This is a genomic window from Hymenobacter wooponensis, from assembly GCF_004745865.1.
Classification (GTDB): domain Bacteria; phylum Bacteroidota; class Bacteroidia; order Cytophagales; family Hymenobacteraceae; genus Hymenobacter; species Hymenobacter wooponensis.
Window position 1 is genome coordinate 765,713 of record NZ_SRKZ01000001.1, and the last position, 25,800, is coordinate 791,512.

24 protein-coding genes are annotated in these 25,800 nt (G+C 56.9%); 17 read left to right on the forward strand and 7 right to left on the reverse strand.

Translation table 11 applies throughout. The features are described 5' to 3' along the window. The first annotated feature begins 256 nt into the window (after positions 1-256). The 7 genes from EU557_RS03110 to EU557_RS03140 all read left to right on the forward strand — a co-directional run bounded on the left by EU557_RS03110 (position 257) and on the right by EU557_RS03140 (position 6,763). The gene (locus tag EU557_RS03110; RefSeq protein WP_167855069.1) at positions 257-2,713 is read left to right on the forward strand and encodes an SBBP repeat-containing protein; all 2,457 of its coding nucleotides are present in this window, start codon (positions 257-259) and stop codon (positions 2,711-2,713) included. A gap of 253 nt (positions 2,714-2,966) precedes the next feature. Then, on the forward strand, positions 2,967-3,608 hold the full coding sequence (locus tag EU557_RS03115) for a TetR/AcrR family transcriptional regulator (protein ID WP_135528943.1): 642 nt from the start codon (positions 2,967-2,969) through the stop codon (positions 3,606-3,608). A 109-nt stretch (positions 3,609-3,717) separates the two neighbouring features. Then, on the forward strand, positions 3,718-4,152 hold the full coding sequence (locus tag EU557_RS03120) for a DUF6640 family protein (protein ID WP_135528944.1): 435 nt from the start codon (positions 3,718-3,720) through the stop codon (positions 4,150-4,152). A 219-nt stretch (positions 4,153-4,371) separates the two neighbouring features. After that, the gene (locus tag EU557_RS03125) at positions 4,372-4,896 is read left to right on the forward strand and encodes a pyridoxamine 5'-phosphate oxidase family protein (protein ID WP_135528945.1); all 525 of its coding nucleotides are present in this window, start codon (positions 4,372-4,374) and stop codon (positions 4,894-4,896) included. A 53-nt stretch (positions 4,897-4,949) separates the two neighbouring features. Next, on the forward strand, positions 4,950-5,354 hold the full coding sequence (locus tag EU557_RS03130) for a DoxX family protein (RefSeq protein ID WP_135528946.1): 405 nt from the start codon (positions 4,950-4,952) through the stop codon (positions 5,352-5,354). A gap of 93 nt (positions 5,355-5,447) precedes the next feature. Then, positions 5,448-5,819, forward strand: a complete 372-nt coding sequence (locus EU557_RS03135) for an antibiotic biosynthesis monooxygenase family protein (protein WP_135528947.1) — start codon at positions 5,448-5,450, stop codon at positions 5,817-5,819. A 53-nt stretch (positions 5,820-5,872) separates the two neighbouring features. Further along, the gene (locus EU557_RS03140) at positions 5,873-6,763 is read left to right on the forward strand and encodes an NmrA family NAD(P)-binding protein (protein ID WP_135528948.1); all 891 of its coding nucleotides are present in this window, start codon (positions 5,873-5,875) and stop codon (positions 6,761-6,763) included. Between the two features lie 107 nt (positions 6,764-6,870). Here the strand turns inward: EU557_RS03140 and EU557_RS03145 are convergent, their stop codons facing one another. Both EU557_RS03145 and EU557_RS03150 read right to left on the reverse strand, forming a co-directional pair. Next, complete coding sequence (locus tag EU557_RS03145; RefSeq protein WP_135528949.1) at positions 6,871-8,052, reverse strand: MFS transporter; 1,182 nt, start codon at positions 8,050-8,052, stop codon at positions 6,871-6,873. A 221-nt stretch (positions 8,053-8,273) separates the two neighbouring features. Then, a complete protein-coding gene (locus EU557_RS03150; protein WP_135528950.1) occupies positions 8,274-9,005 on the reverse strand; it encodes a Bax inhibitor-1/YccA family protein in 732 nt (243 codons plus the stop codon). A 130-nt stretch (positions 9,006-9,135) separates the two neighbouring features. Between EU557_RS03150 and EU557_RS03155 the strand changes: the two genes are divergently transcribed. After that, on the forward strand, positions 9,136-10,374 hold the full coding sequence (locus tag EU557_RS03155) for an MFS transporter (protein ID WP_135528951.1): 1,239 nt from the start codon (positions 9,136-9,138) through the stop codon (positions 10,372-10,374). A 14-nt stretch (positions 10,375-10,388) separates the two neighbouring features. Here EU557_RS03155 and EU557_RS03160 read toward each other — a convergent pair whose 3' ends face one another. Continuing rightward, complete coding sequence (locus tag EU557_RS03160) at positions 10,389-11,039, reverse strand: hypothetical protein (RefSeq protein ID WP_135528952.1); 651 nt, start codon at positions 11,037-11,039, stop codon at positions 10,389-10,391. Positions 11,040-11,166: 127 nt separating this feature from the next. On the opposite strand from EU557_RS03160, the gene EU557_RS03165 reads away from it, so the two are divergent. From EU557_RS03165 to EU557_RS03205, 9 genes are all read left to right on the forward strand, one after another. Next, positions 11,167-11,775: a hypothetical protein gene (locus tag EU557_RS03165; RefSeq protein ID WP_135528953.1), complete on the forward strand. Its 609-nt coding sequence runs from the start codon at positions 11,167-11,169 to the stop codon at positions 11,773-11,775. A 95-nt stretch (positions 11,776-11,870) separates the two neighbouring features. Then, on the forward strand, positions 11,871-12,884 hold the full coding sequence (locus EU557_RS03170) for an MBL fold metallo-hydrolase (protein ID WP_135528954.1): 1,014 nt from the start codon (positions 11,871-11,873) through the stop codon (positions 12,882-12,884). A 172-nt stretch (positions 12,885-13,056) separates the two neighbouring features. Beyond that, the gene (locus EU557_RS03175; protein WP_135528955.1) at positions 13,057-14,538 is read left to right on the forward strand and encodes a sodium:solute symporter; all 1,482 of its coding nucleotides are present in this window, start codon (positions 13,057-13,059) and stop codon (positions 14,536-14,538) included. 175 nt (positions 14,539-14,713) lie between these two features. Beyond that, positions 14,714-15,214 (forward strand): energy transducer TonB, encoded by a 501-nt coding sequence (locus EU557_RS03180; protein WP_135528956.1) that lies wholly within the window; start codon positions 14,714-14,716, stop codon positions 15,212-15,214. Positions 15,215-15,314: 100 nt separating this feature from the next. Continuing rightward, on the forward strand, positions 15,315-17,141 hold the full coding sequence (locus EU557_RS03185) for an ABC transporter ATP-binding protein (RefSeq protein WP_210115971.1): 1,827 nt from the start codon (positions 15,315-15,317) through the stop codon (positions 17,139-17,141). 119 nt (positions 17,142-17,260) lie between these two features. After that, positions 17,261-17,860 (forward strand): hypothetical protein, encoded by a 600-nt coding sequence (locus tag EU557_RS03190; RefSeq protein ID WP_135528957.1) that lies wholly within the window; start codon positions 17,261-17,263, stop codon positions 17,858-17,860. A 193-nt stretch (positions 17,861-18,053) separates the two neighbouring features. Further along, the gene (locus EU557_RS03195) at positions 18,054-18,494 is read left to right on the forward strand and encodes a hypothetical protein (protein ID WP_245326150.1); all 441 of its coding nucleotides are present in this window, start codon (positions 18,054-18,056) and stop codon (positions 18,492-18,494) included. Positions 18,495-18,534: 40 nt separating this feature from the next. Then, positions 18,535-19,083: a hypothetical protein gene (locus EU557_RS03200; RefSeq protein ID WP_135528959.1), complete on the forward strand. Its 549-nt coding sequence runs from the start codon at positions 18,535-18,537 to the stop codon at positions 19,081-19,083. Positions 19,084-19,243: 160 nt separating this feature from the next. Then, positions 19,244-20,149: a DUF2911 domain-containing protein gene (locus tag EU557_RS03205; RefSeq protein WP_135528960.1), complete on the forward strand. Its 906-nt coding sequence runs from the start codon at positions 19,244-19,246 to the stop codon at positions 20,147-20,149. 161 nt (positions 20,150-20,310) lie between these two features. Here EU557_RS03205 and EU557_RS03210 read toward each other — a convergent pair whose 3' ends face one another. From EU557_RS03210 to EU557_RS03225, 4 genes are all read right to left on the reverse strand, one after another. Further along, positions 20,311-21,999 (reverse strand): sodium:solute symporter family protein, encoded by a 1,689-nt coding sequence (locus tag EU557_RS03210; protein ID WP_135528961.1) that lies wholly within the window; start codon positions 21,997-21,999, stop codon positions 20,311-20,313. Next, on the reverse strand, positions 21,996-22,178 hold the full coding sequence (locus tag EU557_RS03215; RefSeq protein ID WP_135528962.1) for a hypothetical protein: 183 nt from the start codon (positions 22,176-22,178) through the stop codon (positions 21,996-21,998). The genes EU557_RS03210 and EU557_RS03215 overlap by 4 nt, the downstream gene beginning before the upstream one ends. An 18-nt stretch (positions 22,179-22,196) precedes the next feature. Continuing rightward, positions 22,197-22,874 carry a phosphatase PAP2 family protein gene (locus tag EU557_RS03220; RefSeq protein ID WP_135528963.1) on the reverse strand — a complete coding sequence of 226 codons (678 nt, stop codon included), beginning with the start codon at positions 22,872-22,874 and terminating at the stop codon, positions 22,197-22,199. Between the two features lie 104 nt (positions 22,875-22,978). After that, positions 22,979-25,663 (reverse strand): PIG-L family deacetylase, encoded by a 2,685-nt coding sequence (locus tag EU557_RS03225; RefSeq protein WP_135528964.1) that lies wholly within the window; start codon positions 25,661-25,663, stop codon positions 22,979-22,981. Between the last annotated feature and the right edge of the window lie 137 nt (positions 25,664-25,800).

A 25,800-nucleotide genomic window follows, 5' to 3' on the forward strand; every position in this document is an offset into this window, starting at 1 on the left:
GCTGCTAGCAGGATGGTTGCCACTTTGTGCACCAGCAGCTCTAGGCCAACAACAAAGCCCTGCCCCAGCAAGGCAAGTAGAGCAGCCAGCATCTCCCCCTACTGCCGCGGAGCTGCTTCAAACACTTCTTGGCATAAAGCAGTCTGCAATAAGTCAGTCTGCCGCCGTTAGTAAACCTGTTAGTGGCGCAAGGTCAGGTTCGGCCGCCACTCTTTCAGGCAAGGGCATCACGGAACAGGCAGCTACTACTGGCCCCGTGAGCCGGGAATGGGCCATTCACTATAATGGCAAGGAGCCCAGTTCCGACGACCTGCCCCAGGCGATGGTAGTGGACGCGAACGGCTTTGCATACGTGACGGGGTATTCCCACTCGTTTGTCACTGGCAACTACGACTGTGCCACGGTGAAGTATTCTCCGAGTGGTCAGCAGATGTGGGTAGCCGTTTACGACGGCCCCGCCCATGGCCTTGATGCAGCCAGTGATGTAGCCGTAGATGCGGCCGGCAACGTGTACATAACGGGCTATTCCTACACCACGCCAAGTAGCCTCGACTACGTTACCATAAAATACTCTCCCAGCGGTCAGCAGCTGTGGTTGGCCACCTACAATGGCCCCGGCGACAAAGGAGACGGCGCTACTAACCTGAAGCTGGATGCCGTCGGCAATGTGTATGTTACGGGCACTACCACTACCAGCAGTGGGCAAGTAAACTACGCTACGGTGAAGTACTCTGCCAGCGGTCAGCAGCAATGGGCGGCTTTCTACGATGGCCCCGCCAACTTAGCCGATCAGCCCGTTGACTTGGCCCTGGATGCCGCCGGCAACGTGTACGTAACCGGCACCTCAGCCAACGGAAGCACCCGTGATGATTATGCTACGGTGAAATACTCGCCCAGCGGCCAGCAACTCTGGGCGGCGCGCTACGATGGTCCCTCTTCTGGCAACGACCAAGCCGTGGAGTTAGCCCTTGATGGCGCGGCCAATGTGTACGTGACGGGCATATCTGACACACCGGTTGGGGGTCAGGAAGACTATGCCACTCTTAAGTATAACAGCAATGGCCAGCAGCTTTGGGTTGCTCGCTTCAATGGTCAGGGCAATGGATCTGACCGCGTAACTGGCCTAGCGGTAGATGCCAATGGCAACGCCTACGTGACCGGCGGCTCAGACTTTCACTACGCCACGCTAAAATACTCTTCCAGCGGCCAGCAACAGTGGCTGGCCACGTATGTAGGCTCAATGTACAGCTCTGATCGGGCCTCTGATATAGCCGTGGACCCCACTGGCAGCGTGTACGTGACGGGCGCCACGTACGGCGGTGGGCCTACGGGCGAGTACGCTACGCTGAAATACTCCCCCGATGGTCAGCAGATTTGGGCGGCCACGTACCCTGAGCCAGCGGGAGGTATTTATAAAGCCACCAACCTAGCCCTCGATGCCAGAAACAATGTGTACGTGACGGGGTACTCCGGCTCTATCATCAAAAGCATCAGCGACTACGCCACCGTCAAGTACATTCAACCCCAGAAAGGCATCATCTACCCAGTGGTGGTGCCCCCATCCCCTATTAGCGTAACGGCACCAGCCAACCAGTGCGGGGCTCGGGTAGAGTTTGAGGCGGTGGCTATTGGGTCGCCGGTTCCTACTATCACCTATGCCACTTCTGCCGGGCCTATTACTTCACCGTACGTTTTTCCCGTGGGCATAACCACTGTTACGGCTACTGCTACCAGCGGTGTAGGCACGAGCAGCGCCACGTTTACCGTCAACGTGACTGACGTGACGCCCCCCACTATTGTAGCCCGCAACCTAACAGTGGCGTTGTTCAACGGTTCGGCTACAATTTCCCCGCTTGATGCCGATGCAGGCAGCACCGATGCGTGCGGTATTGGCCGAATGCAGCTGAGTCAGACCAACTTCAGCTGTGAGAACCTGGGGGTTAATAACCTGACGCTAACCGTCTTCGATGTAAATGGCAATTCAAGTACGGCCCCTATAACGGTAACGGTAATAGGAAACCCACCTGCTCCCCAAATTGCCGTGCAGCCCATTGGCGGTACGTATACTGGCGGAGTACCTACCACCCTCTACCTGGGGTATGGCCCGCAGAGCGTGACCCTCTCAGCCAGTGGCGGAACCAGTTACAGCTGGAGCCCGGCCGCCGGGTTGAGCAACCCAACTAGTGCTACGCCAGTTTTCACGGCTACTGCGCCTGGCACCTATACCTACTCCCTCACCGCTACTGGTGCCTCCGGTTGCCAGGCCACTACCAGCGTGACGCTGACGGTGGTAGATGCGCGCTGCGGCAATGGCAAAAAGAATGACAAGGTGTTGGTTTGCCACAATGGGCAGGAACTCTGCATTGCGGCCAGCGCGGTAGCAGCCCACCTCCAGCACCATTCCGGCGACCAGCTAGGCCACTGCAGTAGCCAGCCCAGCCTGTCGGCGATGACCACGGAGTTGACTGCCTATCCCAATCCTAGCACAGAGCGCGCGGTTGTTTCCTTCCAGGCCACTAGTTCGGGGCAAGCTGAGTTGGTAGTGTACAACGAGGTAGGCCAGCGCGTGACCACACTTTTCAACGGGCAGGTTGAGGCCGGACAGCAGTATGAACTTCCCCTGGACAGCCGTAATCTGCCACGCGGCCTGTATTTGTGCCGTTTGGTGCTCGGCGCTCAAACCAAGCAGGTTCGCCTTTCCGTCGGTAAGTAACCCCTGGTGAGCTGAGCTCATCTCTAGGCCACTAGCCGCGGCTACGTTAGCACCTCCCTCTCCGGAAGGTTTGCCTTAACGTAGCTGCGGGTAGTAGCCTAGCTATTTTCAGTTACAATGTGGGTTGTTAGTCTTTATTGGCACACTAACCATTTCCTTAAACAAAGACTACAAACTTTTAAACGTTTGTTTAAATCACCCGTTTAGCTATAATATACCTCTTACCTTTGGCCCATAAGCCTACTATTTCTCCATGAAAGAAGCCCCTTCCTCCACCCTATCTACTGAAGAGCGCATCCGGGAGGCGGCGCGCCGGGTGTTCTTGGAGAAGGGCTATGATGGCACTACCTCGCGCGACCTGGCCGAAGCTTCGGGGTTGAACGTGGCCATGACCAACTACTATTTCCGGAGCAAGGAGAAGCTGTTTCAGCTTACGTTTCAGGATTTACACCGCCTACAGTTCGCCAAGCTCAACAGCCTCATTCACCTTGATATTCCCTTGCGGGAGAAGATTCTGCGCCTGATTGAGGCCGAGCACGAGCTAGTGGTGGAAAACCCGGATCTACCGCTGTTCATTATGCACGAGATGCGGCGCCACCCCGACCTGTTTACTGAAACGCCTACGGCCTCCTCACCCTACCCTGCTCTGCCCGACTCTCTTTTTGCGCGCCAAGTGAAGGAAGCAGTAGATAGTGGACAGATCAAGCCCATTCAGCCGCTGCAAATTATCATGGTGATTGTCAGCAATGTGCACTATCCGTTTGTGGGCCGGGCATCTATTACGCATTCCCTGCGCATGACTAATGAGGAGCTTATGGAAGTAATCAATCAGCACCAGCAAGTAATCAAGGACATGATACTAGGCTACCTGTTTGGGCCCGAGGTTCAAACCTAAACCCTATTTTTTTATCCATGCTTTAAACAAATGTTTAAAACAACTATTCAATAGCATAAATCAACTGATTGTCAGTCTATTTCCCATTCACCATCCACTCTATCAACGCATGAACAAGCTTCCGATTGGCAAGTGGATATTAACGCTGGTGGCCCTCATGACCATGTGGGGAGCCTACTACGCCGACTGGAATGAAACCCACATTTTCAATCCGCGCTGGCCGGCACACGCCAAGTTTCACAATGCCCAAACCATGCTATTGGGCTCCATCCTGGGCGCCCTGAGCCTGTGGTTTTTGTGGGGCCAGCGGGGCAATAAGCGGGCTACCCTGAAGCTGGCGGCAGTATTCGCGGCGGTGTACTGGCTTGCCCAGGCCGGGGCCCTGCTGTTTCCGGGAACCGCACTGATCGACCCTGAATTTTATCAGCCCAACGACCCGCCCCGCCAATTGTACTTCGACGCGGCCCTGGCCGTGGTGCTGCCCCTGGCCTACTGGCTTGAAACCCGGCGCCTGCGCCGCCTCGCGCACGATGCGCCCTTATAACTCGGACTTTAGTCGCAGCCAGTTGCGCCACTTACACTTCATTCTTTAAGGTTTGTTCAGCTGCTACGGGCTAACGACCTGCTGCACACAAAACAACAGCAGACGGTCATAGGTCAGACTTCTCTTCATTTCTAGGCCACCCGGCGGCCCCTAGAGCTCTGCCACTGCCAGCGCCTGCCTTCTTCTCTTATCCTTCTCCACTTTATCCTTTCTACTGCCATGCAAGATCCCCGCCACGACGAAGACAACCACATCCGGAACCTGGCCGGCCCCGAAGCTCTGCACAAGCTGCAGGAGCTGGCAACCGGCATCTGCATGTTCACCACCTTCACGGAAAACCGTCCGGCGCCCAGCCGCCCGATGGCCCTGCAGGGAGTGGACGAACAGGGCGCTCTGTACTTCTTCAGTGCCGCTTCCTCCGACAAAAATCAGCAGTTGGCCACCGACCCGGCCGTGCAGCTTTACTTCTGCAAGGAAAACGCCTCGGAGTACCTCAGTATTTACGGCCGCGCCACCGTTTCGCGCGACCGGGCTAAGATTGAGCAGTACTGGAACCCCTTCGTGAAAACCTGGTTCCAGGGCGGCCCCGACGACCCCGATCTGACCCTGGTGCGCGTGCAGCCCGAGGTGATTCATTACTGGGACACCAAGCACAACCAGATGGTAGCCCTGCTGAAAATAGCTACCTCCCTGGTAACCGGCAAAACCCTGGACGATGGCGTGGAGGGCGAGCTGAAAGTCTAGGCCACCTGATTAGCCTCCTTCTCCCTTTCCTCATCCTTACTACTGAATTTGTTATGAAACGCATTTCCCTTTTCTACTGGCTCACCACCGGGCTCCTGTCGGTGGCCATGCTCGGCTCAGGGCTGGGCGATGTAGCCCTGGCCGCGCCTATTGTTGAGAACATGCAGCACCTGGGTTTTCCGGTTGCGCTGGTGCCGTTCCTGGGGGTACTGAAAATCCTGGGCGTGCTCACCATTCTGCTGGTTCCGCGCGAGCATCTGCGTGTGGGGGCCTACGCAGGCTTTTTGTTTTACAGCCTGGGCGCCGTGGCCGTGCACGTGGGCGCGCATGACCCGGTGGCCGCCGCTCTGCCGGCCCTGGTGCTGCTGCTCCTAACGGTGGCCTCTTACTGGCTCTGGACGAAACGCCTGGCTCAGCCAACTACCAGCCCCGACACCGCCACCCCAGCCCTTGCCTAGCAGCCTGGCCTTCTGACACCTGACCCAGCAAAACACCCCGCCGCAGCGGCAGTGGCCTAGCCTTCTCTTTTCTCATTTCAACCCGACCTTCCCATGTTTACCATGCAAGAAATGGACGAGCACGTCTCGCACGCCGATCAATTCCAGGACAACAGCCCCGAGCCTGTTACACTGTTAAATACCTTCCATGTGGCCCCCGACCAGGTAGATGAGTTCATAGTTGAATGGGGCAATATCGTGCGGGAGTTTCGGACCCAGCCGGGCCAGATTTCCACCCAGGTGTACCGCGGCATTGCCGGCAGCGGCATGGTTGTGATTCAGGCCGTGTGGGAGAGCGTGGCCCACTACCGAGCGGCCGTTAGCAACCCGGCATTTCAGCAGCGGGTGGCCAACTACCCTTCCAGCACCGTGGCCATGCCCCACCTCTACCGCAAAGTGGCGGTGCCGAACGTGTGCGTGGCTTAGCGGCCGAGCTATTCAACCCATCCTTCATTTTCAACTTATTTTTCCTCTCTATTATGAGCAAGACCATTGTAGTAGCCGGCGCAACCGGTAACCTGGGCGGCCGCATTGTGCAGGCGTTACTTGATCGGGGCGCTTCCGTCCGGGCCATTGTGCGGGCGGAGTCTGACCCCGGAAAAGTAGCCCAGCTAACGCAGCGTGGGGCAGAAGTACTACAGGTAGATATGGCCGATGTTGCGGCCCTGACCGAAGCCTGCACGGGAGCCGACTGCGTGGTATCGGCGGTGGCGGGCCTGCACGATGTTATCGTGGAGGGCCAGCGGGTGCTGCTGCAGGCAGCCGTGGCAGCGGGCGTACCGCGCTTTATTCCTTCAGATTTTTCGAGCGACTTTACCAAGATCCCCCCTGGCCAAAACCGCAACTTCGACCTGCGCCGGGAGTTTAAGACCCACCTCGACGAGGCTCCGATTGCCGCTACTTCCATCCTGAACGGCGGCTTTGGGGAGCTGCTGAACTACGGCATGCCTTTGCTCGATTTCAAGCAGCAGCAAGTAGGGTACTGGGAAGATGCCGACTGGCGCATCGACTTCACCACCATGAATGACACCGCCGCGTTTACCGCCGCCGCTGCCCTCGACGACTCTACTCCGCGCTTGCTGCGCATTGCCAGCTTCCAGATCAGCCCCCGCGAACTGGCTGCAGTGGCTGAAGAAGCTGGGCGCGGCACCTTCAGGCTGGTGCAGCTAGGCAGCCGGGCCGATCTAGCCGGCCACATTCAGCGCGCCCGTGCCGCCAACCCGGCGGGCGAGCAAGAACTCTACGCGAACTGGCAGCAGATGCAGTACATGCTCAGCATGTTTAGCGTGCAAAACGATCCATTGGACAACGGCCGCTACCCCGACGTGCCCTGGACCAGCGCATATGAGGTACTAACCCAGAGCCGGTAACAAACGTAGCCCGGGCGTCTGCTCGTACCCGTTAGCATAGCGCGTCACTTTGGCTGCGTTTGCTATTGGGTACGAGCAGACGCCCGGGCTACGTTTACAATACTGCCCTAGGCCGCTACGGCGACTACCTCCTCTTGAGCCTGCCGGCGGCGACGCAGTACCAGCATCACGGCAAAGGCAACACCGCCTACTACCAGCGCACCACCCACCCACTCCGGCGAAGTGTAGCCCAGGCCGGCAGCAATGGGTAGGCCACCCAGGTAGGCACCCAACGCATTGCCGGTGTTGAAGCCCGACTGACTCAGTGACGACGCCAGCATCTCGGAGCCCTTAGCCGCCCGAATCATCAGCATCTGAATGGGAGCCGCCGTGGAGAAAGCCAAGGCTCCGGTGAGCATAGTGATGAGCACCGTAGACCATTGATGCTGGGCCGCCATCGGAATGGTGAACAAGGCCGCAGCCATAGCCAGCAGTAGCCAAGTGGTAGCCCGCAACGGCGACATTCGGTCGGTGAGCCAACCGCCGAGCATGTTACCCAGGGCCATACCCACGCCCGCCAGCACCATCAGGATAGTCACGGCGTTGTGGCTGAAGCCAGCTACCTCCGTAAACAGCGGCACGATGTAGCTGAACCAGGCGAAAAAGCCGCCGTTGCCCAGAATGGTAATGGCGATAATCATCCAGGGCTCTAAGCGGGTAAAGGCCACAAACTCTTGCCGCAGGTTGGTTTCGCGAGCGGGTAGCTCGGGCAACAGGCGCCGCACGCTCACTACGGTGAGTAGGGCTACCACCACTATCAGCACAAACGGAATGCGCCAGCTGAAGGTGTGGCCTAGATAGGTACCAATTGGTACACCGATGATGTTGGCAATGGTCAGGCCCGCAAACATGATGGACACGGCCTGCGCCTCTTTGCCCGGCTCTGCCAGTCGGCCCGCTACTACGGCACCCACGCCAAAGAACGCCCCGTGCGGAAGCCCCGAGATAAAGCGCGTCAGCAGCATCAACTCATAGCCGGGCGCTATCGCCGACAGCCCGTTGCCGACCGCAAAAATCAGCATGAGCAGGCCTAGAATCTTGCGAGGAGGCAGTTTGCTGGTAAGGGCCACCATCAAAGGGGCACCCACCACCACGCCGAGGGCGTAAGCTGAAATGAGGTGGCCGGCCGTGGGGATGGAAATATGCAGGGCCTTGGCTACGTCGGGCAGAATACCCATCATGACAAATTCGGTCATGCCAATGCCGAATCCTCCCAAGGTGAGAGGAAGTAATACGCGTTTTGAATTCATAGCGGGGAATCCCGTACAAGGGATAGGCCTACAGACAACTAAAACGGCCTTTAGGTTTTAAAAATCTGAAACCAAGTTTTCTACCGTTCAGCCTGTGCGCCGCTGCAATTGTGCTTTTGGTACCAAACCGCCCACGAAGTTGCTCCTGTAGGCCCACAAAAAAACAGTCAATCCAGACAATGTCCGGATTGACTGTTTCGTGCTTGACTAATTGCTGAGTTTTATTTCCGGCGGCCGAAGATGCGGAGCAGGAACAGGAACAGGTTAATAAAGTCGAGGTACAGAGTGAGGGCACCCAGCACGGCGGCTTTACGGTCAGTGTCTTCGTCGCCGAGGCCTACGAAGGCCAGGGCTTTCAGCTTCTGGGTGTCGTAGGCGGTTAGGGCCACGAACAGAATCACGCCAATAAAGGAAGTGATAGTGTAGAGCAGTGAATTCAGCCAGAACAGATTTACCACCGAGGCAATGATGAGTCCTACCAATCCCATAAACAGGATGTTGCCCCAGCGCGATAAATCGGTGCGGGTGAAGTAACCATATAGGCTCATCACGGCAAAGGTGCCACCCGTTACGAAGAAGGTGGAAGCAATAGAATCGGCGGTGAATACCAGGAAGATGATGCCGAGCGTGATGCCATTAAGGGCCGAATACGCTACGAAAGCACCAGTTACCGAGCTTACCGACATTTCAAAGGCACGGGCGGAGATGTAGCCGACCACAAACATTTCCAGCAGCAACAGCGCCCAGAAAACCAGGCGGTTGCCGGCAACTAGCTCTATAATTTCCGGCGATGAGCCTACCAGCATGGCCACGCCACCCGTAAGGGCTAGTGCACCGGCCATCCAGGCGTACACCTGCCGCATAAAGTTAGCTTGTACTTGGGCGGCTTCTTCGGCACTGATATGTATTTCAGGCTGATAAGCTGCTTGCTCTTCAGGGGTAACGTTTTCCATAAACGGAAATAGAGAGTAGGAATGAAAACTAAACAATGCCAAGATACAGGTTCAGTGGTTTCTATATAGCGAAACCCCTACATCAGACTGAAAAATATCTGCGTTTCCTTCTGTTCACCCCCGTTTATCCATGCCCCCCGACCGTCGCCTTTGGCTGATTTATAGTATTATTCTCCTTGACGTGGTTATTGGCGCGGCTATTGGCCCGGTGCTGCCGGAGTTTGTGCGGGGGCTGGCGCGGCCGCAGCTGTGGATGGTGCTGGGCACCGGCATGTTCTTAGGAGTGCAGCTATTTTCGGCCCCGGTGCTGGGGCGCCTCTCCGACGGCTGGGGGCGCAGGCCTATTCTGGTGCTGTCGGCGGTGGGCACGCTGCTGGCTAATGCGCTGCTATTCCCGGTGCGGGCCACGCTGTACTTTGCAAACCGCTTCAGCGACGGCCTGACCAACGGTATGTACGCCACCATTCGCTCGGCCATCACCGATATCTCACCACCGGAACGCCTGTTCCGGAACCTAGGGATTGAGGGCGCTATTATTTCCCTGGGTTTCGTGCTGGGGCCCATGGCTTCCGGCGCCGTACTAACGCTTTGGGAGGTAGAGCCCAGCCAGCAGGTGGCCTACGTGGTAGCGCTGGCCGTAGCGTTGGCCGCCCTGAACGTGGGGCTCAGCTTGCTGCTCCGCGAAACCCATACCCAGCGCACACCCGTGCGCGGCCCTAAGTTGCGCGCCGAACTAAGCCGGGCCATAAACCCACTGACGCTGTGGCAACGGCTGCGGGAGCAGGATACGCCCGACCGAGGCCTGCGCCCCATTGTGCTGATGCAGCTTGTCCTTACGCTGAGCACGGGGTACTACACGTACTTCGTGCCCTTTATTAGCATCGGGGAGCTACACTTGGATGCCCGCGGCATTGCGTACTTCTTTATGTTTTTTGGAGTGCTGAGCGTGGTCATCAACTACTTGTTCTACACCTACCTTGCCGACCGCCTCAACCAGCGCCGCGCTATCTTCTGGCTGGCCGTTTTGGGCGTACCCATTCTAGTGGGGTATGGGCTCGTAGGCCAGTCGGTCACGCGCCTGTACGTGCTCACGGCCCTCGACTGCCTCACGCTTTCCCTGATTCAAGGGCTGCTGGAAGGGTTGCTAGCTCAACGCACCACCGTGGCCGACCGTGGCGAAATATTTGGGCTGAACCAGGCCGTGCAGGGTCTGGCCAGCTTCGTGAGCACGCTAGTGCTGGCAGCGCTATCCATCATAGACTTGCGGCTGCCTTGGCTGTGGTTTGCGGGCTGCCTGGCACTGGTAGCTTGGCAGGCCCGACAACAACTCCGGCAAGCCGAGCCATCGGCGGCACTCGCGGAGAGTTAGCCCTTGCTACTGCACTAGTAGTAATAGATGCGTAGGCCAGTCCAGAAGATGGTGCCGAGAATGCCTAGGATGAAGATGCGTAACCCGTGCTGGCGATCTGTGGGCGCGAAGGCAAATACCTTGTCGCCAGTAGGCAGCTGTTTCTGGTGCTTAAATAAGTGCCAGCCAATGAACACCGCTACAATGCCACCAAGTATTGCCATGAGGTAGCCGGCCAAAATCCAGGTTTTCTGGCTTTCCTCCGGCTTGGCTAGCTCTGCCAGCCGACGCTGACGCAGGAGCTGCACTACATCGGGTGAAACGTCGTGGCCGCGCTGGCGCAGGAGCTGCCGGGCTAGCGTTACGTCGAGGTTGTTCCACTCATCGGGCTTGGCCAGAATTTCCATCAGCTCATCATCTGAGAAGCTATAGAGGTAATGGTCGGTGGGCACGGAGGCCGTCAATGTCTCGTTGGCTTGCTCTTCTGCCAGTCGGGCTGCCTCAAAATTCTCCTGGCGCAGCTTCACCACGAAATAAGTATCGGTGGGGTTAAAGGCAAACGTCACATCAAGCCGGGGCCGGTCGAAGCCGGTTTCGAACTCAATACCGCGCTGGCGCAGAATATCTAACAGGGGTTGCGCTACCTCTAGGGACGGAAAGCGCTGGTAAGAAATAAATTCTGACATCGTATAGCGAAGCTAAGCAGCTGCTACGTTACTACTTTTCTGGTTCCTTTTTCACTGAGGGCACGCAGCCTGCTCCACTGATGTTGCGTATCTTGTGAAAGGAAACTCTGCTTCCCGCCCCTTGCTTATGCTACGTTCTTCTCTTGTACTGCTCGGCCTGCTGTTTGCGGGTGCTACGGCTTCGGCCCAAACCTTACCGTACGTGGCAGCCGGCACGCCTGCTCCCGGCCTAGGCAGCCTCAGCCAGCGTACTTCCTTCAGCCTGAATGCGGGAGCTATGTTTGCCGGGCGCTTTGGCTCGGCCAGCTACATTAGCCCCACCATGGCCTATCAGGTTACCAAGCGCTTCTCGGTGTTTGGTGGTGCCACATTTCTGCGCACTACGCCCGGAGTGGCCTACGGCTACGCTTACCCCGGTACTGAGGTGGGCTACCGGGCTTCGCAACCGGGCTACTATGGCATGAACCGCATGCTCATTCAGGGCTGCGGGCAATATGCGCTGTCGCCCCGGCTGACCCTCACCGGCTCGGCCTGGAAAGACCTGACGCCCGGCGGCTATAACGTAAACCCCTACGCGGGCTTCGGTGGCAATATGGGCTCAGGCGTAAACCTGCGGGCCGACTACCACATCACCGAGAACTTCTCGGTATCGGGTGGCCTACGCATGAGTAACGGCACCTCAGGCTACCCGGGGTACTCACCCATGTATTCGCCGGGCATGCCCTTTGGCTACTAGCACTTCCTAATTTTTTTCTGAGCCACCCGCCATCCTCGATGACGGGTGGTTTGTTGTTTATTTGCCTCCATCTTTTCCTGCTACTCCCCTTCCGCATGGCCGCTGCCCGCTACGTCCGCAACGAACAGCTTTCGACTATCAAGCCTAACTACCCCGGCAACAAGATGATTGGCAGCGAGTACTGCAACGGGGAGGAGCTCTACGAGCCCAATTTTAGCACCGTCATCCGCTGGCAGCTGACCGAGAACCCGCAGAAAGAAGAAAAGAAAGCCGATACCTGGGTGCCGGAAGTGGTAAACTGCACTGCATTTCTACAAAGCCAAGAAGATGGGCTGGTGTGGCTAGGCCACGCCTGCTTTGTGCTGCGCGTGGGTGGCAAAACTATCCTCACCGACCCTGTGCTATTTTCGTCGCTGGGCCTGCGCCGGCGCCACCCCCTGCCCTGCCGCCCCGAAGACCTGGTGAACATCGACTACCTGCTGCTCAGCCACGGCCACCGCGACCACCTCGACGAGCAATCCATTAAGCTGGTGGCGCGCCAGAACCCACAGCTGCAGGCCTTTGGGCCGCTGGGCATGCAGAAGCTGGTGCGCGGTATGGCCCACAGCTTGCCCGTGCAGGAGGCCGGCTGGTGGCAGCAGTTTGACCTGGGCCCCGAGGCACCCTTCGAGCTGTTCTACCTGCCCGCGTCTCACTGGCACCGCCGAGGCCTGTTTGATTTGAACACCGTGCTGTGGGGCAGCTTCCTCATCCGGACGCCCGATGGCCGCACCCTCTTCTTCGCCGGCGACACTTCCATGGCCGACCACTTCGAGCAGATTGAAAAGCAGTTCGGCCCGCTGGATATTGCCCTTATGCCCATCGGGGCCTACAAGCCGGCCTTCATGATGCACATGAGCCACACGAACCCCCACGAGGCCGCCAAAGCGGTAAACCAGCTCCGAGCCGGCCACGTGGTGCCCATGCACTACGGCACCTTCGACCTTTCCGACGAGCCCGCCTCCGAGCCGCTCCGGGAGCTACAGATGGTAGCCAATGGCCAGATGCTACGCGGCGAGCTGCACGCTCCCGCCGTGGGCGAGGTGCTCCGCTGGCAGGACTGGGAGTAGCGTTTACCCGTTGCCAGTTATGAGTCACCGGTTATGGATTCGGTTTCCGGTACTCAAGTGTCGGTTGTTGACGGCTAGTTGGTAGCTTTGGTGTTTACTATTCCTGACTGCCGCCCGGCTTACTGGTCCTAACCCAACTGGCAACCGGCAACTCATTACTGGCAACTCACCCATGTCTCCTACCCTTATTCTGAGCCTGATTGCGGGCTACTTCGTGGTGCTGGTTATCATTGCGCTGCTCACGTCGCGCAAGGCCACCAGCGAATCGTTTTTCATTGCGAACCGCAACGCGCCGTGGTACATGGTGGCGTTTGCCATGATTGGGACTTCACTCTCGGGGGTCACGTTCATTTCTATTCCGGGTATGGTAGCCACGCAGTCGTGGAGCTATATGGCGGTGGTACTGGGCTACATTGTGGGCTACCTGGTTATTGGCACGGTGCTCATGCCCATGTATTACCGGCTGCGGCTGGTGTCTATCTATACCTATCTGGAGCAGCGCTTTGGGTTCTGGAGCTATAAAACGGGTGCTTTCTTCTTCCTGATTTCTCGGGCCGTGGGCGCGGCCTTCCGGCTGTTTCTGGTTGCGGGTGTGCTGCAGCTAGCTGTATTCGACAGCCTGAACGTGCCGTTTGCCGTCACCGTGAGCATCAGCATCCTGCTGATTTACCTCTACACGTTCCGGGGCGGCCTTAAAACCATCCTCTGGACCGACACTTTCCAGACCATGGCTATGCTGGTGTGCGTGGCCGTGAGCATTTACCTGATGGCCGATGAGCTGAACCTGGGCTTTGCCGGGCTCGTGAAAACGGTGAAGGAAAGTGCCATGTCGCAGATCTACTTCTCCGACCCTAAAGACGACAAGTTCTTTTGGAAGCAGTTTGCCTCGGGTGCCTTTATCACCATCGTGATGACTGGCCTAGACCAGGATTTGATGCAGAAGAACCTGAGCTGCCGTAATCTCCAGGATGCCCAGAAGAACATGTTCTGGTTTACCATTGCCATTGTGGTGGTCAATGTATTCTTCCTCTCGCTGGGCGTGCTGCTATATCAGTTTGCCGCTGCCAAGGGTATTACGCTGCCCACTAACCCCGCCACCGGCAAAGTAATCGGCGACAACGTGTTTCCGCTGCTGGCTACTAACCACTTCTCGCTGTTCGCAGGCATCGTGTTCATACTGGGTATTATTGCCGTTACCTACGCCTCCGCCGACTCAGCTCTTACGGCCCTCACCACCTCGTTTTGCGTCGATATGCTCGATATTAAGCAGTATGAGGAGAAAAAGCAGACCCGCGTGCGCCAGCTCACCCACTTTGGCTTCTCGCTGGTGCTCATCGTCATTATCCTGATTTTCCGGGCCATCAACGACCAGAGTGTCATTACGGCCGTGTTCAAAGCCGCTGGCTACACCTACGGGCCGCTGCTAGGCCTCTACTCGTTTGGCCTTTTCACCAGCCGCGGCCTCCACGACCGCCTCGTGCCCTACGTGTGCGTGGCGGCTCCACTGGTAACGTGGTTTATCAATGCCAACTCCAAGGCTTGGTGGGGCTATGAGTTCGGCTTTGAGATTCTGATTCTGAACGGCTTGCTTACGTTTGTGGGCCTGCTAGCAATTTCTCGCGCCCGCGTACCAGAATTGAACCCTGTTGCATAGGGGTTGTTTAGGGAGACGTACCTTTGCATCTAGAATGTGCCGAGCTACTTGGCTTTTCATTCCGACGCAGGAGCAACCCGGGTTAAAGCCGTTGAGCTTATTTCTCCAGATTCCTCCTGCGTCGGAATGACAGGTGAAAGTCTCACGTTGCACCAACGCCTCCAACTACTGCCCTATGAAACATCTTTTCTTCATCTTGTTGCTCGTAGCTTCGGGCGCCGCGGCGCAGGCGCAAACCCAGCAGCCTACTCCTGCTGCTTCTCCAGCTACCACCAAGCAACCTATCGAGTTGAAGGCTGGCCGGATGCAGGCCCAGGCCAAGCCCGCGGCAAACCGCCCCGATGCGCCCCCGCAGTTTCCGGGCGGAGCACAAGGATTGAACACGTTTTTTCAGCAGAACTTAAAGTATCCCGAGGCGGCCAGCGTCAAGCAGGTTAGCGGCAACGTGGTGATGACTTTCACGGTGGAAGCCGACGGACACCTGACCAACCCCACCGTCCTCCAACCCCTCTCCCCGGAGTGCGACACGGAGGCGTTGCGCGTGCTAGGCCAGATGCCCGCCTGGAAACCGGCTACCCGCAAAGGGCAGCCCATTGCTACCCAAGTACGGCTGCCCATCCCCTTCGGCAACTCGGAGAATCTGAAGGTGGAGCAGGGCAAACCGAAATTTGAATAATTGAATTATAAGACATGAGAAGTGAGAGGTAGGAAAGAGGAACCGTTCATCGTCGCCCGAACGACCCTTCCTACCTCTCACTTCTGACTTCTCTAAGAGAATGGCCCGAAGTGGAATGAATACCAGTGGTACAACCCTTGACCCGGATGTACCCAAGAAGAAATTAACTAAGGAAAGCTTTCGGCAGGGACTGCGCATTTTTCGTTTCACGCTTCCCTACCGCACCAAGTTCAGTATTGGCACGGTGCTCCTGACGCTCTCTAGCGCAAGCACTATGGCCTTTCCCTGGCTAATTGGAAAGCTCGCTGATACCGCTAGCGGCCACCCTGTAGTGCTGCCCAATGGTACCGCCGTCACCATCAATCAGATTGCACTGGGCTTTGCGCTGTTGATTCTGCTGCAGGGCATCTTTTCCTTCGGGCGCATCTGGCTGTTTACCCAGGTAAGCGAATTTACAGTGCGCGACATCCGGCAGGCGTTGTACCGCCAGTTTGTGTCGCTGCCCATTCCATACTTCGAGAAAAACCGGGTGGGTGCCATTACTTCGCGCATTACATCCGATGTAGGCATCATTCAAGATTCCTTTTCCCTCACACTGGCGGAGCTGTTTCGGCAAGTGATGACGCTGGTGGCGGGTATTGTGTTCATCATGGTGGTATCGGTGAAGCTCTCGATGTTCATGCTGCTCACTTTCCCGCCTATTGTGGTGTTGGCCATGGTATTCGGAAAAAAAATTCGAGTGCTGGCCAAACTCACGCAGGATGAGCTAGCCAAAACCAACGTCATTGTAGAAGAAACCCTGCAGGGCATCAACACAGTGAAGGCCTTTACCAACGAGCAGTTTGAAACGGTGCGGTATACTTCCTCGCTCACTAAAACGGTGCGGGCGGCCTTACGCAGCAACCTCTACCGCGGTGGCTTCGTGTCGTTCGTTATCATTGGCCTGTTTGGAGGTATTGTGCTGGTATTGTGGCGGGCTGCCACTCTAGTACAGGCCGGCCAGATGACCATCGGCGACCTTACGCAGTTTGCCCTCTACACTATGTTCATTGGGGCATCAGTGGCAGGCCTAGGCGAACTGTATGGAAAGGTGCAGAGCACACTTGGCGCATCGGAGCGTATCTTGGAAATTCTTGATGAGCCTACCGAGCCTACCCACCAGCCTGGCACTACTCCACTCAAAGTGCGCGGCGACATCGACTACCGCCACGTGGCCTTCAGCTACCCCACCCGCCCCGATTTGCCCGTGCTTCAGGATATCAACTTTGGTATTCAGGCCGGGGAGAAAATTGCGCTGGTAGGCCCCTCTGGCGCCGGCAAAAGCACCATTGTGCAGCTGCTGATGCAGTTCTATGAGCTAAGCGGCGGCAAGATCCTCATTGATGGTCGCGACGTGCGCCAGTTCGACCTCACGGAGCTGCGCCGCCACATTGGCATTGTGCCTCAGGAAACGCTGCTGTTCGGGGGCTCTATCAGGGAGAACATTGCCTACGGTAAAATCGACGCTACCGACGCCGAAATCACGGCCGCTGCGCGCAAGGCCAACGCCTGGCAGTTCATCTCTACCTTCCCCGAAGGCCTCGACACGCTGGTAGGTGAGCGGGGTGTAAAGCTCTCGGGTGGCCAGCGCCAGCGCATTGCCATTGCCCGCGCCATCCTGAAAAATCCCGCCATTCTCATCCTCGACGAAGCCACTTCCGCCCTCGACTCGGAGAGCGAAAAGCTGGTGCAGAGCGCCATGGATGAGCTCATGCAGGACCGCACGAGCATCATCATCGCCCACCGCCTCAGCACCATCCGTAAAGTTGATAAGATCCTGGTCATCGATGGAGGCCGCATTGTAGAGCAGGGCTCCCACGATGAGTTGGCCCACAACGAAAACGGCATATACGCTAACCTGCTGAAGCTGCAGTTTGAACTAAGCTAGAGCACGGATTTAGACGGATTCATCGAGTCACACGAATTTTAAAGGAAGGGCGAGGCAATGTGCTTCGCCCTTTTTCGTATACATAAGTGTTATATTGATAGTTAACGCATTCAACAGCTATGGCCATCTTCTCTCACCGCCGTCATCACGTTGTTGGTACGCCGCGGGGTATGACCTGTTACTTCTTTTGCGTATTGCTGTTAGTGCTCTGCTATATGCTGGCTGGCAGATTAAATTCTCCGTTTGCTGATCCATACGTTCGGCTGCCGACAATTTCCTCATCCTTTTGCTATAGAGGTCTAGAACATCCTATTACCATTTCACTTGATGCCAATAATCATATTTTTCTCCAAGCAGACGAAGAGATACAATCATCTTTGATTCGGCAAGTTGCTGAGCAGCACGGTATCTATTTTACTACTACTCAACTAAGTGAACTAGACAAAACACCTTACTTGGGCCACCGAATAGAGGAACTACCCCAATGGCTTTCAACAACTGAGCGAGAGCGGCGCAGCGTTGTTCCCGGCCTATCAAATGTTGAGGATTTAGGAGAATATATAGCTGCTGGCTTGCAGATTACCCGGCAGCAGTTCGGCAGATCTGCTTATCTAGCTCTGCGAGCTGATAAGAGCATTGCAGCCCCTCAGATACAGTCTATGATCCGGCTGTTTCAACAGCATGGCTTCAATCGGATATACCTTATAGTGGAAGAATAAACTAGATCATGCTATGTGTCAGCTTCGTATTATCCGTTACCGCAGCTTGCCGGACGCACCCAAATTGATTTTGGGTCATTGGGGCAGCTTGCTGTTTCTGTTATGTGGACTACTGGTGTCGGCGGCGCCCTTTTCTTATTACACAGCGCCGACATTGCGCCTACCTTCAGCTAGTAGTACATCCGTGTGCACTATGAGAGAAGGGCCAATCCTAACTATCTCTTTCGATGCACAACGCCAGCTTTACGTTTCGACCGAAGAGGTACTGCAAGCTTTCATGCTGGAGCGCGTAGCGGCTCGCCATGGCATTTGCATCACAAGCCGACAACTATGGGAAGCGGCGCATCTGTCCTATGTAGGCCTACCAATAGCTCAATTACCCAATTACTTGGATATGACAGCCAAGCAGCGCTGGGCGGTTCTACAGCGCGGCATTCCAACTTCTGCTACCAACAATGAACTACTAGACTATGTCGAGGCTTTCCAAAACGTGGCGCAACAGCAGTATCAGCGTAAAGGATATGTAGACCTACGGATTGACGCTCAAACTTCTGCCGCTGATGTGCGGGGACTGCTTCACTTACTTCAATCTCTAAATATCAACAGGTACAACCTAAAAGTAGAGCGAGTTTGATTTATCAAGATATGTTGTCCCAACGCTCCATTCCCGCTGAATGAGCGACCTTGCGGGCATGCAGTCCCTCGTGTTCTCCCAAGTAACTATGTCGGCCGATGAGTATGTGGCCGTGAATTTCCGGCTGTGGCGTCAACAGCCCGCCACCCGCCGCAACAACTGGATTCTGATAGCAGCCCTCGTATTGCTCAGCATCAGCTTGCTAGCCCAATTGCAGCAGGATGGGTGGCAGCTCACGTCTTGGTCAGCGCCTTCGCTTTTGGTTGTAGGCCTGTTGTATGCGCTTCTGCGCACGTGGTTTGTGCGTTGGATGCTGCGGCGAGGCTACCAAAAGAACACGGTACTAAAAGAACCCATCGACTTCACCCTGACTGCCGAGGAAATCAAAGGACGAAGTGGCCTAGGACAGTTCTCGGGGAAATTGGCCACTATCAACCGGGCCGTATTGGTGCAGCCTGATTGGCTGCTGCTCTACCCCAACCAGGCCGCCTGCTATTATCTTGATTTGCGGCGGTTACAAGCTCCGGCCACTCTTTCGGCAGTGGAGCAGTTGTTGGCGCAGCACCAGGTCTCGTTGCGCCGCGTGTGAAACCAAAGTATCCAGTGGGCTAAAATACCCTACACCTGCCAACTTTATTAGCAAAATAAACCTAGCCAAGCGGGTGAAAAAGAATAAGGAAGACGCCTTTTGCTTGCTTTTCCCTAGTTTTACCCCCACATCCCATTCTCTTTTTCTTAGTCTTGCTTCTATGATCATCACGAGTAACCTGAAGTCATCGCGCGTGCTGGGCTCTACGCTGCTGGTAAGCGGCCTACTGCTGGCTAGCGCCGCGCAAGCCCAGATTTCTACTCCCGCCGCCAGCCCTAAAAGCACCGTGCAGCAGCGCGTAGGACTCACCGACGTTACCATCACCTACTCGCGCCCCGGTGTGAAAGGCCGCCCGGTTTTCGGCGACTCTACCACCAAAGCCATTGTGCCTTTTGGTCAGCGCTGGCGCACGGGTGCCAACAATACCACCAGCATCAAATTCTCGGATGACGTGACGGTGGAAGGCAAAAAAGTACCGGCCGGCGAGTACGGTCTCTATACCATTCCCGGCAAGACCTCCTGGGTTGTGGTGCTCAACAAAAGCACCAAGCAGGGTGCCGATGTGAAGGGCTTTAAAGATGCCGACGACGTAGCCCGCTTCACGGTGAAGCCTTACGCTCTGGCTAACAAGGTGGAAACCTTCACCATTGAGTTCTCCGACATTACGCCTGCTACCGCCAACGTGGAAATCCTGTGGGATAAGACCGGTGCTAAGTTCAAGGTGATGTCTGATGTGGATTCCAAAGTAATGGCCCAGATCGACGAGAAAGTCATCAAAAACAGCAGCGCTAGTGCCAACGACATGGCTGCTGCGGCCGTGTACTACTACGACAACAACAAGGACCTGAAGCAGGCTCTGACCTGGATTCAGAAGGCTAACGAGAAAGACCCCAAGTTCTGGAACGTGCACACGGAGGCCAAAATCCGCATGAAAATGAAGGATTACAAAGGCACCGTAACGGCCGCCGAGCAGTCGAAGAAACTTGCCGCCGAAGCTAAAAACACCGACTACGTAAAGCTGAACGACGGCATCATCGCCGACGCTAAGAAAGCCGGCAAGCTGTAAGCAAACTGGCCTAGGCCACTAAGCCTACAAAAGCACGTCATCCTGACGAAGGAATGATCTTATTACGTTAGCACGAACAGGCTCTGGTCAGTTGTCCCAGCGTGCAAAGATCCTTCCTTCGTCAGGATGACGTGCTTTTGCGTGCAGGGTTCAGCGTTTTTTTAAGCAGCTTTCTCTCGCTTTGCTGGCATCAAAACGCTGCCCAGCATGACGAGCACACACCCGATGATATTGAACCACAGGTAGCCAATTTCGGTGCGCCAGTAAAGTAGCAACACGGCAATCTGCGCAACGATGGCCGACCAGAAAACGGCGCGGCCATCTACACGCTTCAGGAAGAAGGCTACCACAAATATCCCTAGCATCGTACCGTAGAACAGGGAGCCCAGGATGTTCACGGCCTGAATGAGATTCTCCAGCTGCGCCGCAAACGTGGCGAAACCAATACCTAGCACGCCCCACCCCACGGCGGCCCAGCGGGAGGCTCGCACGTAGTGGCGTTCCGTCAGGCCGGGCTTAACGGGCTGATACAAGTCGATGATAGTAGTAGAGGCCAGAGCATTGAGGCCGCCCGCCGCGCTGCTCATGGCCGCCGATAATACCACCGCAATCAGCAGGCCTACGAAGCCGTGGGGCATATACTTCAGTACAAACGTGAGGAACACGTAGTCGGTGTCTTTGGCCTCGGCGGTAGGGACGGCGCGTTTGAGCAGTTTCTGGGTTTCTACGCGTAGGCCACTGCTGGCGGCATCGGTGGTTTGCAGACGGGTTTGGGAAGCGGCTACTCGTTCTTCATCGCCGGCCCGCAACGCTTCTACCAAGCCTTGGGTAGCTTCGCGGCGCGCTTCAAACAGCGTAGCATGCTGTTGCTCCAGCAATCGGAGCGTGTCGCCGCGCTGGGCTTGCCGAGCCACCTGCTCGCGCACGGGGCGGTTGAAAGTCAGCGGCGGAGCGTTGAATTGATAAAATACGAACAGCAGCACGCCAATCAGCAAAATCCCGAATTGCATGGGCACCTTCACGAGGCCATTCATTAACAGGCCTAAGCGGCTTTCCGTGATGCTGCGCCCGGTTAGGTAGCGCTGCACCTGGCTCTGGTCGGTGCCGAAGTACGACAGGGCGAGGAACAGGCCGCCTGTCATGCCCGACCAAAAGCTGTAGCGCTCCTTGAAGTCGAAGTGAAAGTCTACTAAGTTTAGCTTGCCCCGGTGGCCTGCCACTTGCAGGGCATCGGTGAAGCCAATATCGGCGGGCAGATAATGCACTAGTAAGTAGCCCGCCACCACCATACCCGTGAAGATGACGGCCACTTGCCACTGCTGCGTAACGGCTACGGCGCGCGTCCCGCCCGCTACTGTGTAGCTAATCATTAGCCCGCCAATCAGCCACACCGTAATGTGCACGTTCCAACCCAGAATGGCCGACAGCACCAGCGCCGGCGCATACAGTGACAAACCGTTGCTGAGCCCCCGCTGCACCAGAAATAAGGCCGCCGCCAGCGTGCGGGTGCGCCTATCAAAGCGGCCTTCTAGGTACTCGTAAGCGGTGAATACGCGCAGGCGGTGGTAGATGGGCACCGCGAAAACGGCAATCAGCACCATGGCCACGGGCAGGCCAAAGTAGAACTGAATGAAGCGCATGCCGTCGTCGTAGGCCTGCCCCGGTGTGCTCAGGAAGGTGATGGCCGAGGCCTGGGTGGCAATGATGCTCAACCCAATGCCCCACCAGCGGGCCTGTCGGTCGCCGAGCAGGTAGCTGTCCATGGTTTGCTGGCCGCGGGTGCGCCAGGTGCCGTAGCCCACAATAAACGCCAGTGTGCTGCCCAGCACCAGCCAATCCAGCAGACTCATGCAAACAGCCGGGTGAGGTAGGTGAAGAACGCTACTTCGGCGGCCAAGGCTCCCAACACCAGCCAGTACCACGCCCGCCACGAGGGCAGCAACGGTGGCGCCGGCTCAGCGGTTGAGCTTACACTTTCGGGAGACTGGGTGGGGTGGTCAGGCACAAATGGGCGGGTTGGGGTACGCAAGAGGCAACAAATACGCCGCTAAGTTGCATCAGGGGCTGCAGAAACCAACTCGCGTCGTAAGCTTGGCTGCAGCCACCACGTCCCAATTTCAACGAGGCAAGTAAGCACTACTGCCAAATAAACAGCCGCCACCACGTCGCTGAGCCAGTGCAGTTCCAGAACCACTCGCCCTACCCCCACCATCCCAATCACGCCAAGCAGCCAGGGCCGCAGCTTCGGGAACCGTAGAGCCAGCGGCAACAGCATACCCGCTACGGTGGCGGTATGCCCCGACGGAAAGGCGTCGTACTGCCCTAACGGCTGCCAGAACGCAGCGTCGGGGGCGGTGTGCAGCCACAGCACCTCGGGCCGCGGCCGGTTGAAATACATCTTCAAGATATTGCCCAAGGCCTCACTTCCTACCCAGGTCAGCAACATCACCAGCCAGATGGTAGCGTGCTGCCAGCGTAACAACCACGACCCCAGAAACAGCAGGGGCAACAGCAGCCAAACCCACGGCAGGCCTAGCGGGCCGGAAACGTGCGACGCGAACCACAAATAATCTGTGCCCTTCATCACGCCTTCAAAGACACCTCTTACTGGCTGCTTGTTGTGCATTAACAACGCCACCGGCTTATCTAGCAATGAAATACAGAGCAATATGAGCGGCACTAGGAGTAACGTAGCAAACAGTAGCAGCCGTAAGTAATAGCGCATAGATATAGAAAACAGGTTACTGCTTGGTCTCAAACCCGCACGTCATCTTTCACTTCCTTTAGAAAGGCGTGCGGGCCTGAGACAGTATAGTTACTATTAACAACCTATTTCCCCAACGACACCATATTGGTGAGCAGGCGGTAAGCGCCGGGTACGCCGGCCGGTAGCTCCCGGAACAGGGATAGGCCTGTGTAGATGTAGTGCCCCTTACCGTAATCAGCCACAAGGATGGCGCTTTCCTTGGCCGATTCGTTGGGGTCGTGGGAGCTAAGAACGGTTTGGTACTTGGCATCCCATTGGGAGGGGTAGTAGAGGCCCTGCTCCTGCACCCAGCCTTCAAAATCCTTGGCGGTAATTTTATTGGGCGAGTTCAGTAGCGGCTGCTTGGAGTTGAGGAAGGTAACGGCGGCATTCTCAACGGTCACCCGGTCGGCAGACAGCGTGAGCGGGTACGGCCCAATCTGGGGCATCACGGTGCCGCGGTTCACCACATATTGCACCACCATGTTGCCGCCGTTTTCCACGTAGCGCAGCAGCGTGGGCTGCAGGGTTTTGAGGCGGTCGAGAGTGTTGTAGGCCCGCACGCCCAGCACCACGGCATCGAAGCGGCGCAGGTTCTGGTCGGTGATGTCCTCGGGCTTGAGCAGGGTTACATTGTAGCCGATCTGGCGCAGGGCGTCGGGCACCTCGTCGCCGGCGCCCATGAGGTAGCCAATTTCCTGGCCCTTGCGCTTGAGGTCCAGCTTTACGAGCGGGGCCACGGCTTCGGGAAAGAGAATCTGGGTCGGGATGTGGTTGTACGCGATGGCCTGGTAGCCGCGCGAGTACTGCTGACCTTCCACGGTAGCTACGGCCCGTAGCTCGGTTTTGCCTTCTGCTGCGCCCGCGCCGGGCTGCACCCGGAACTGTACGGTCTGCTCGGCATCTTTGCTGGATATATCGAAGTTGAAGCTGGCCGGCTCGGCTTTCCAGCCCGTCGGCAGAGTAAGTGCCACGCTTCCCTTCACACTGGCTTTCCCAGCGCGTAAGGTTACCGGAATGGTTTTAGGTGAATCGTCAGCGAAGACGTAAGCGCGGCCGCCGATGTTCACGGCTACGGGGGGCACTACAGCCAAGGGGCGGTACTTCTCTCCTTCTACTGGGTCAGTGCTTTTGTATTGAACGGGAACACTATAGAACAACGGAGTACCCAACACGTTTACCTGCAAGCCTATGTAAGCAGAAGCTGGATTCTCAGGCAAGCCAATAAGGTTTTGCTGGTTGACCAGCAACATGGCATTACGTTCTTGTACTTGTTTCCCTCCGCCACCATCCGGCAAGTGCTGGGCAGGTACAGTAGCTACGCCCGGAACTTGCGCTGTTCGTAGCTCACCTCCCGCCGCGAGCAGCAACTCGCTGGGCACCCGGTACATTCCAACAGTGCCTGCTTCTCGAAGCCAGTACGGCTGCGACGTTGAAAGCTGCGCTGCAAATCGGAGGGGCAGGCGCAAGGAAAGCGTCTTCTCATTACTTAAAGTGGTGTTCAACGTAGTATCACGCCCGAACCCGAGGGCTCCGGCTCCTCGCACAGTTACGGGCACTGCCGAGCGGTTGAGCACATCAAGGCGGGCTGCTACGGCCTGACCAGGGGCAATCGTAGGCTCAGGCAAAGTAGCCTCCATGTACAGGCCTAGACTAGCCCGAATAAGCTCTTCAATCTGTTCCTGCTTGGTTTTGATCCAGTGATACTCCGGCGTCAGCCAAAATCCTCCGGTACCTCCTAGTGCTTTGGCTTGGTAGTCAAGCTTCAGAATTCCTTCCCGCACCTTCAGCAACCCGGCCACGCTGGCGCTCGGGTTGCTGGGGTCGTACTTCCGGATAACCTCGTCTATCAGCTTGCCTACGGCCGCCCCATTGAGCACGCGGTTCCAGCTCATGTCAATGCCTTCGAAAGGGTCTGCCTTGGGCTTGTCGCCTTTCACATATTGCAGGTATTCTAGCGCCTCGCCCCGCGTTGCCGATGAGCCGAAGCCCTGGCTTTTATGTTGGGAGCGGCTGCGGGCGGCAATTTCGCCGTAGCTCTGGCCTAGCAGCGGGTTATAAACGCCAGCATCTAGCTTCAGATACCCGTCCATGTTTTCGCCGGGCTTCACGAAGAAGCTGCCGGTGTTCCAGAGCAGGCGCTTGGGCTGCCAGGGCTGCACGTATTTCAGCTGCTCAGGGAAGCGCTTGGGGTCTCCGGCGGCATCAAAGGCCTCAGCGGCCAAGATGGCACTGGCCTGGTGGTGGCCGTGGCCGGCGCGGGCGTCGGGCGGAAAGCGGGTAATGAGCACATCGGGCCGACGCTGCCGGATCACCCACACCATATCGGCCAGCACTTGCTCCTTGTCCCAGATGGTGAAGGTTTCCTCGGAAGTTTTCGAGAAGCCGAAGTCATTGGCACGAGTGAAGAACTGGCGGCCCCCATCAGTGCGGCGGGCCGCCAGCAGTTCCTGCGTGCGGATAACGCCCAACTGTTCGCGTAGCTCCGGGCCGATGAGATTCTGGCCACCGTCGCCGCGGGTGCAGCTGAGGTAGCCAGTTTCTAGGAGGCGGCCGTTGGCCATGTAGGCAATCAGGCGGGTATTCTCATCGTCGGGGTGGGCGGCCATGTACAGCACCGAGCCCAGCACATTGAGCTTCTTGAGGCCCAGCAAAATTTCCGAGGACGAATAAGTTTTAGGAGCCTGAGCAGCGGCTTTATCAACGAATAGAGAGCCCTGAGTGAGGAGCAATGCCCAAAAGGCCGCACGAAAGGAGCGAATACGCATGGAGGAACGTCAGGAGTAATAGCAGGACGGTAAAGATACAGGCCTAGCCGGGAGGTTGCAGAACCACCGAAGCGCCAAACTGTTCTAGGCCACTTCTGGCCACACATGTACCCGCACAATAGGAGTTGCCCAGGCTC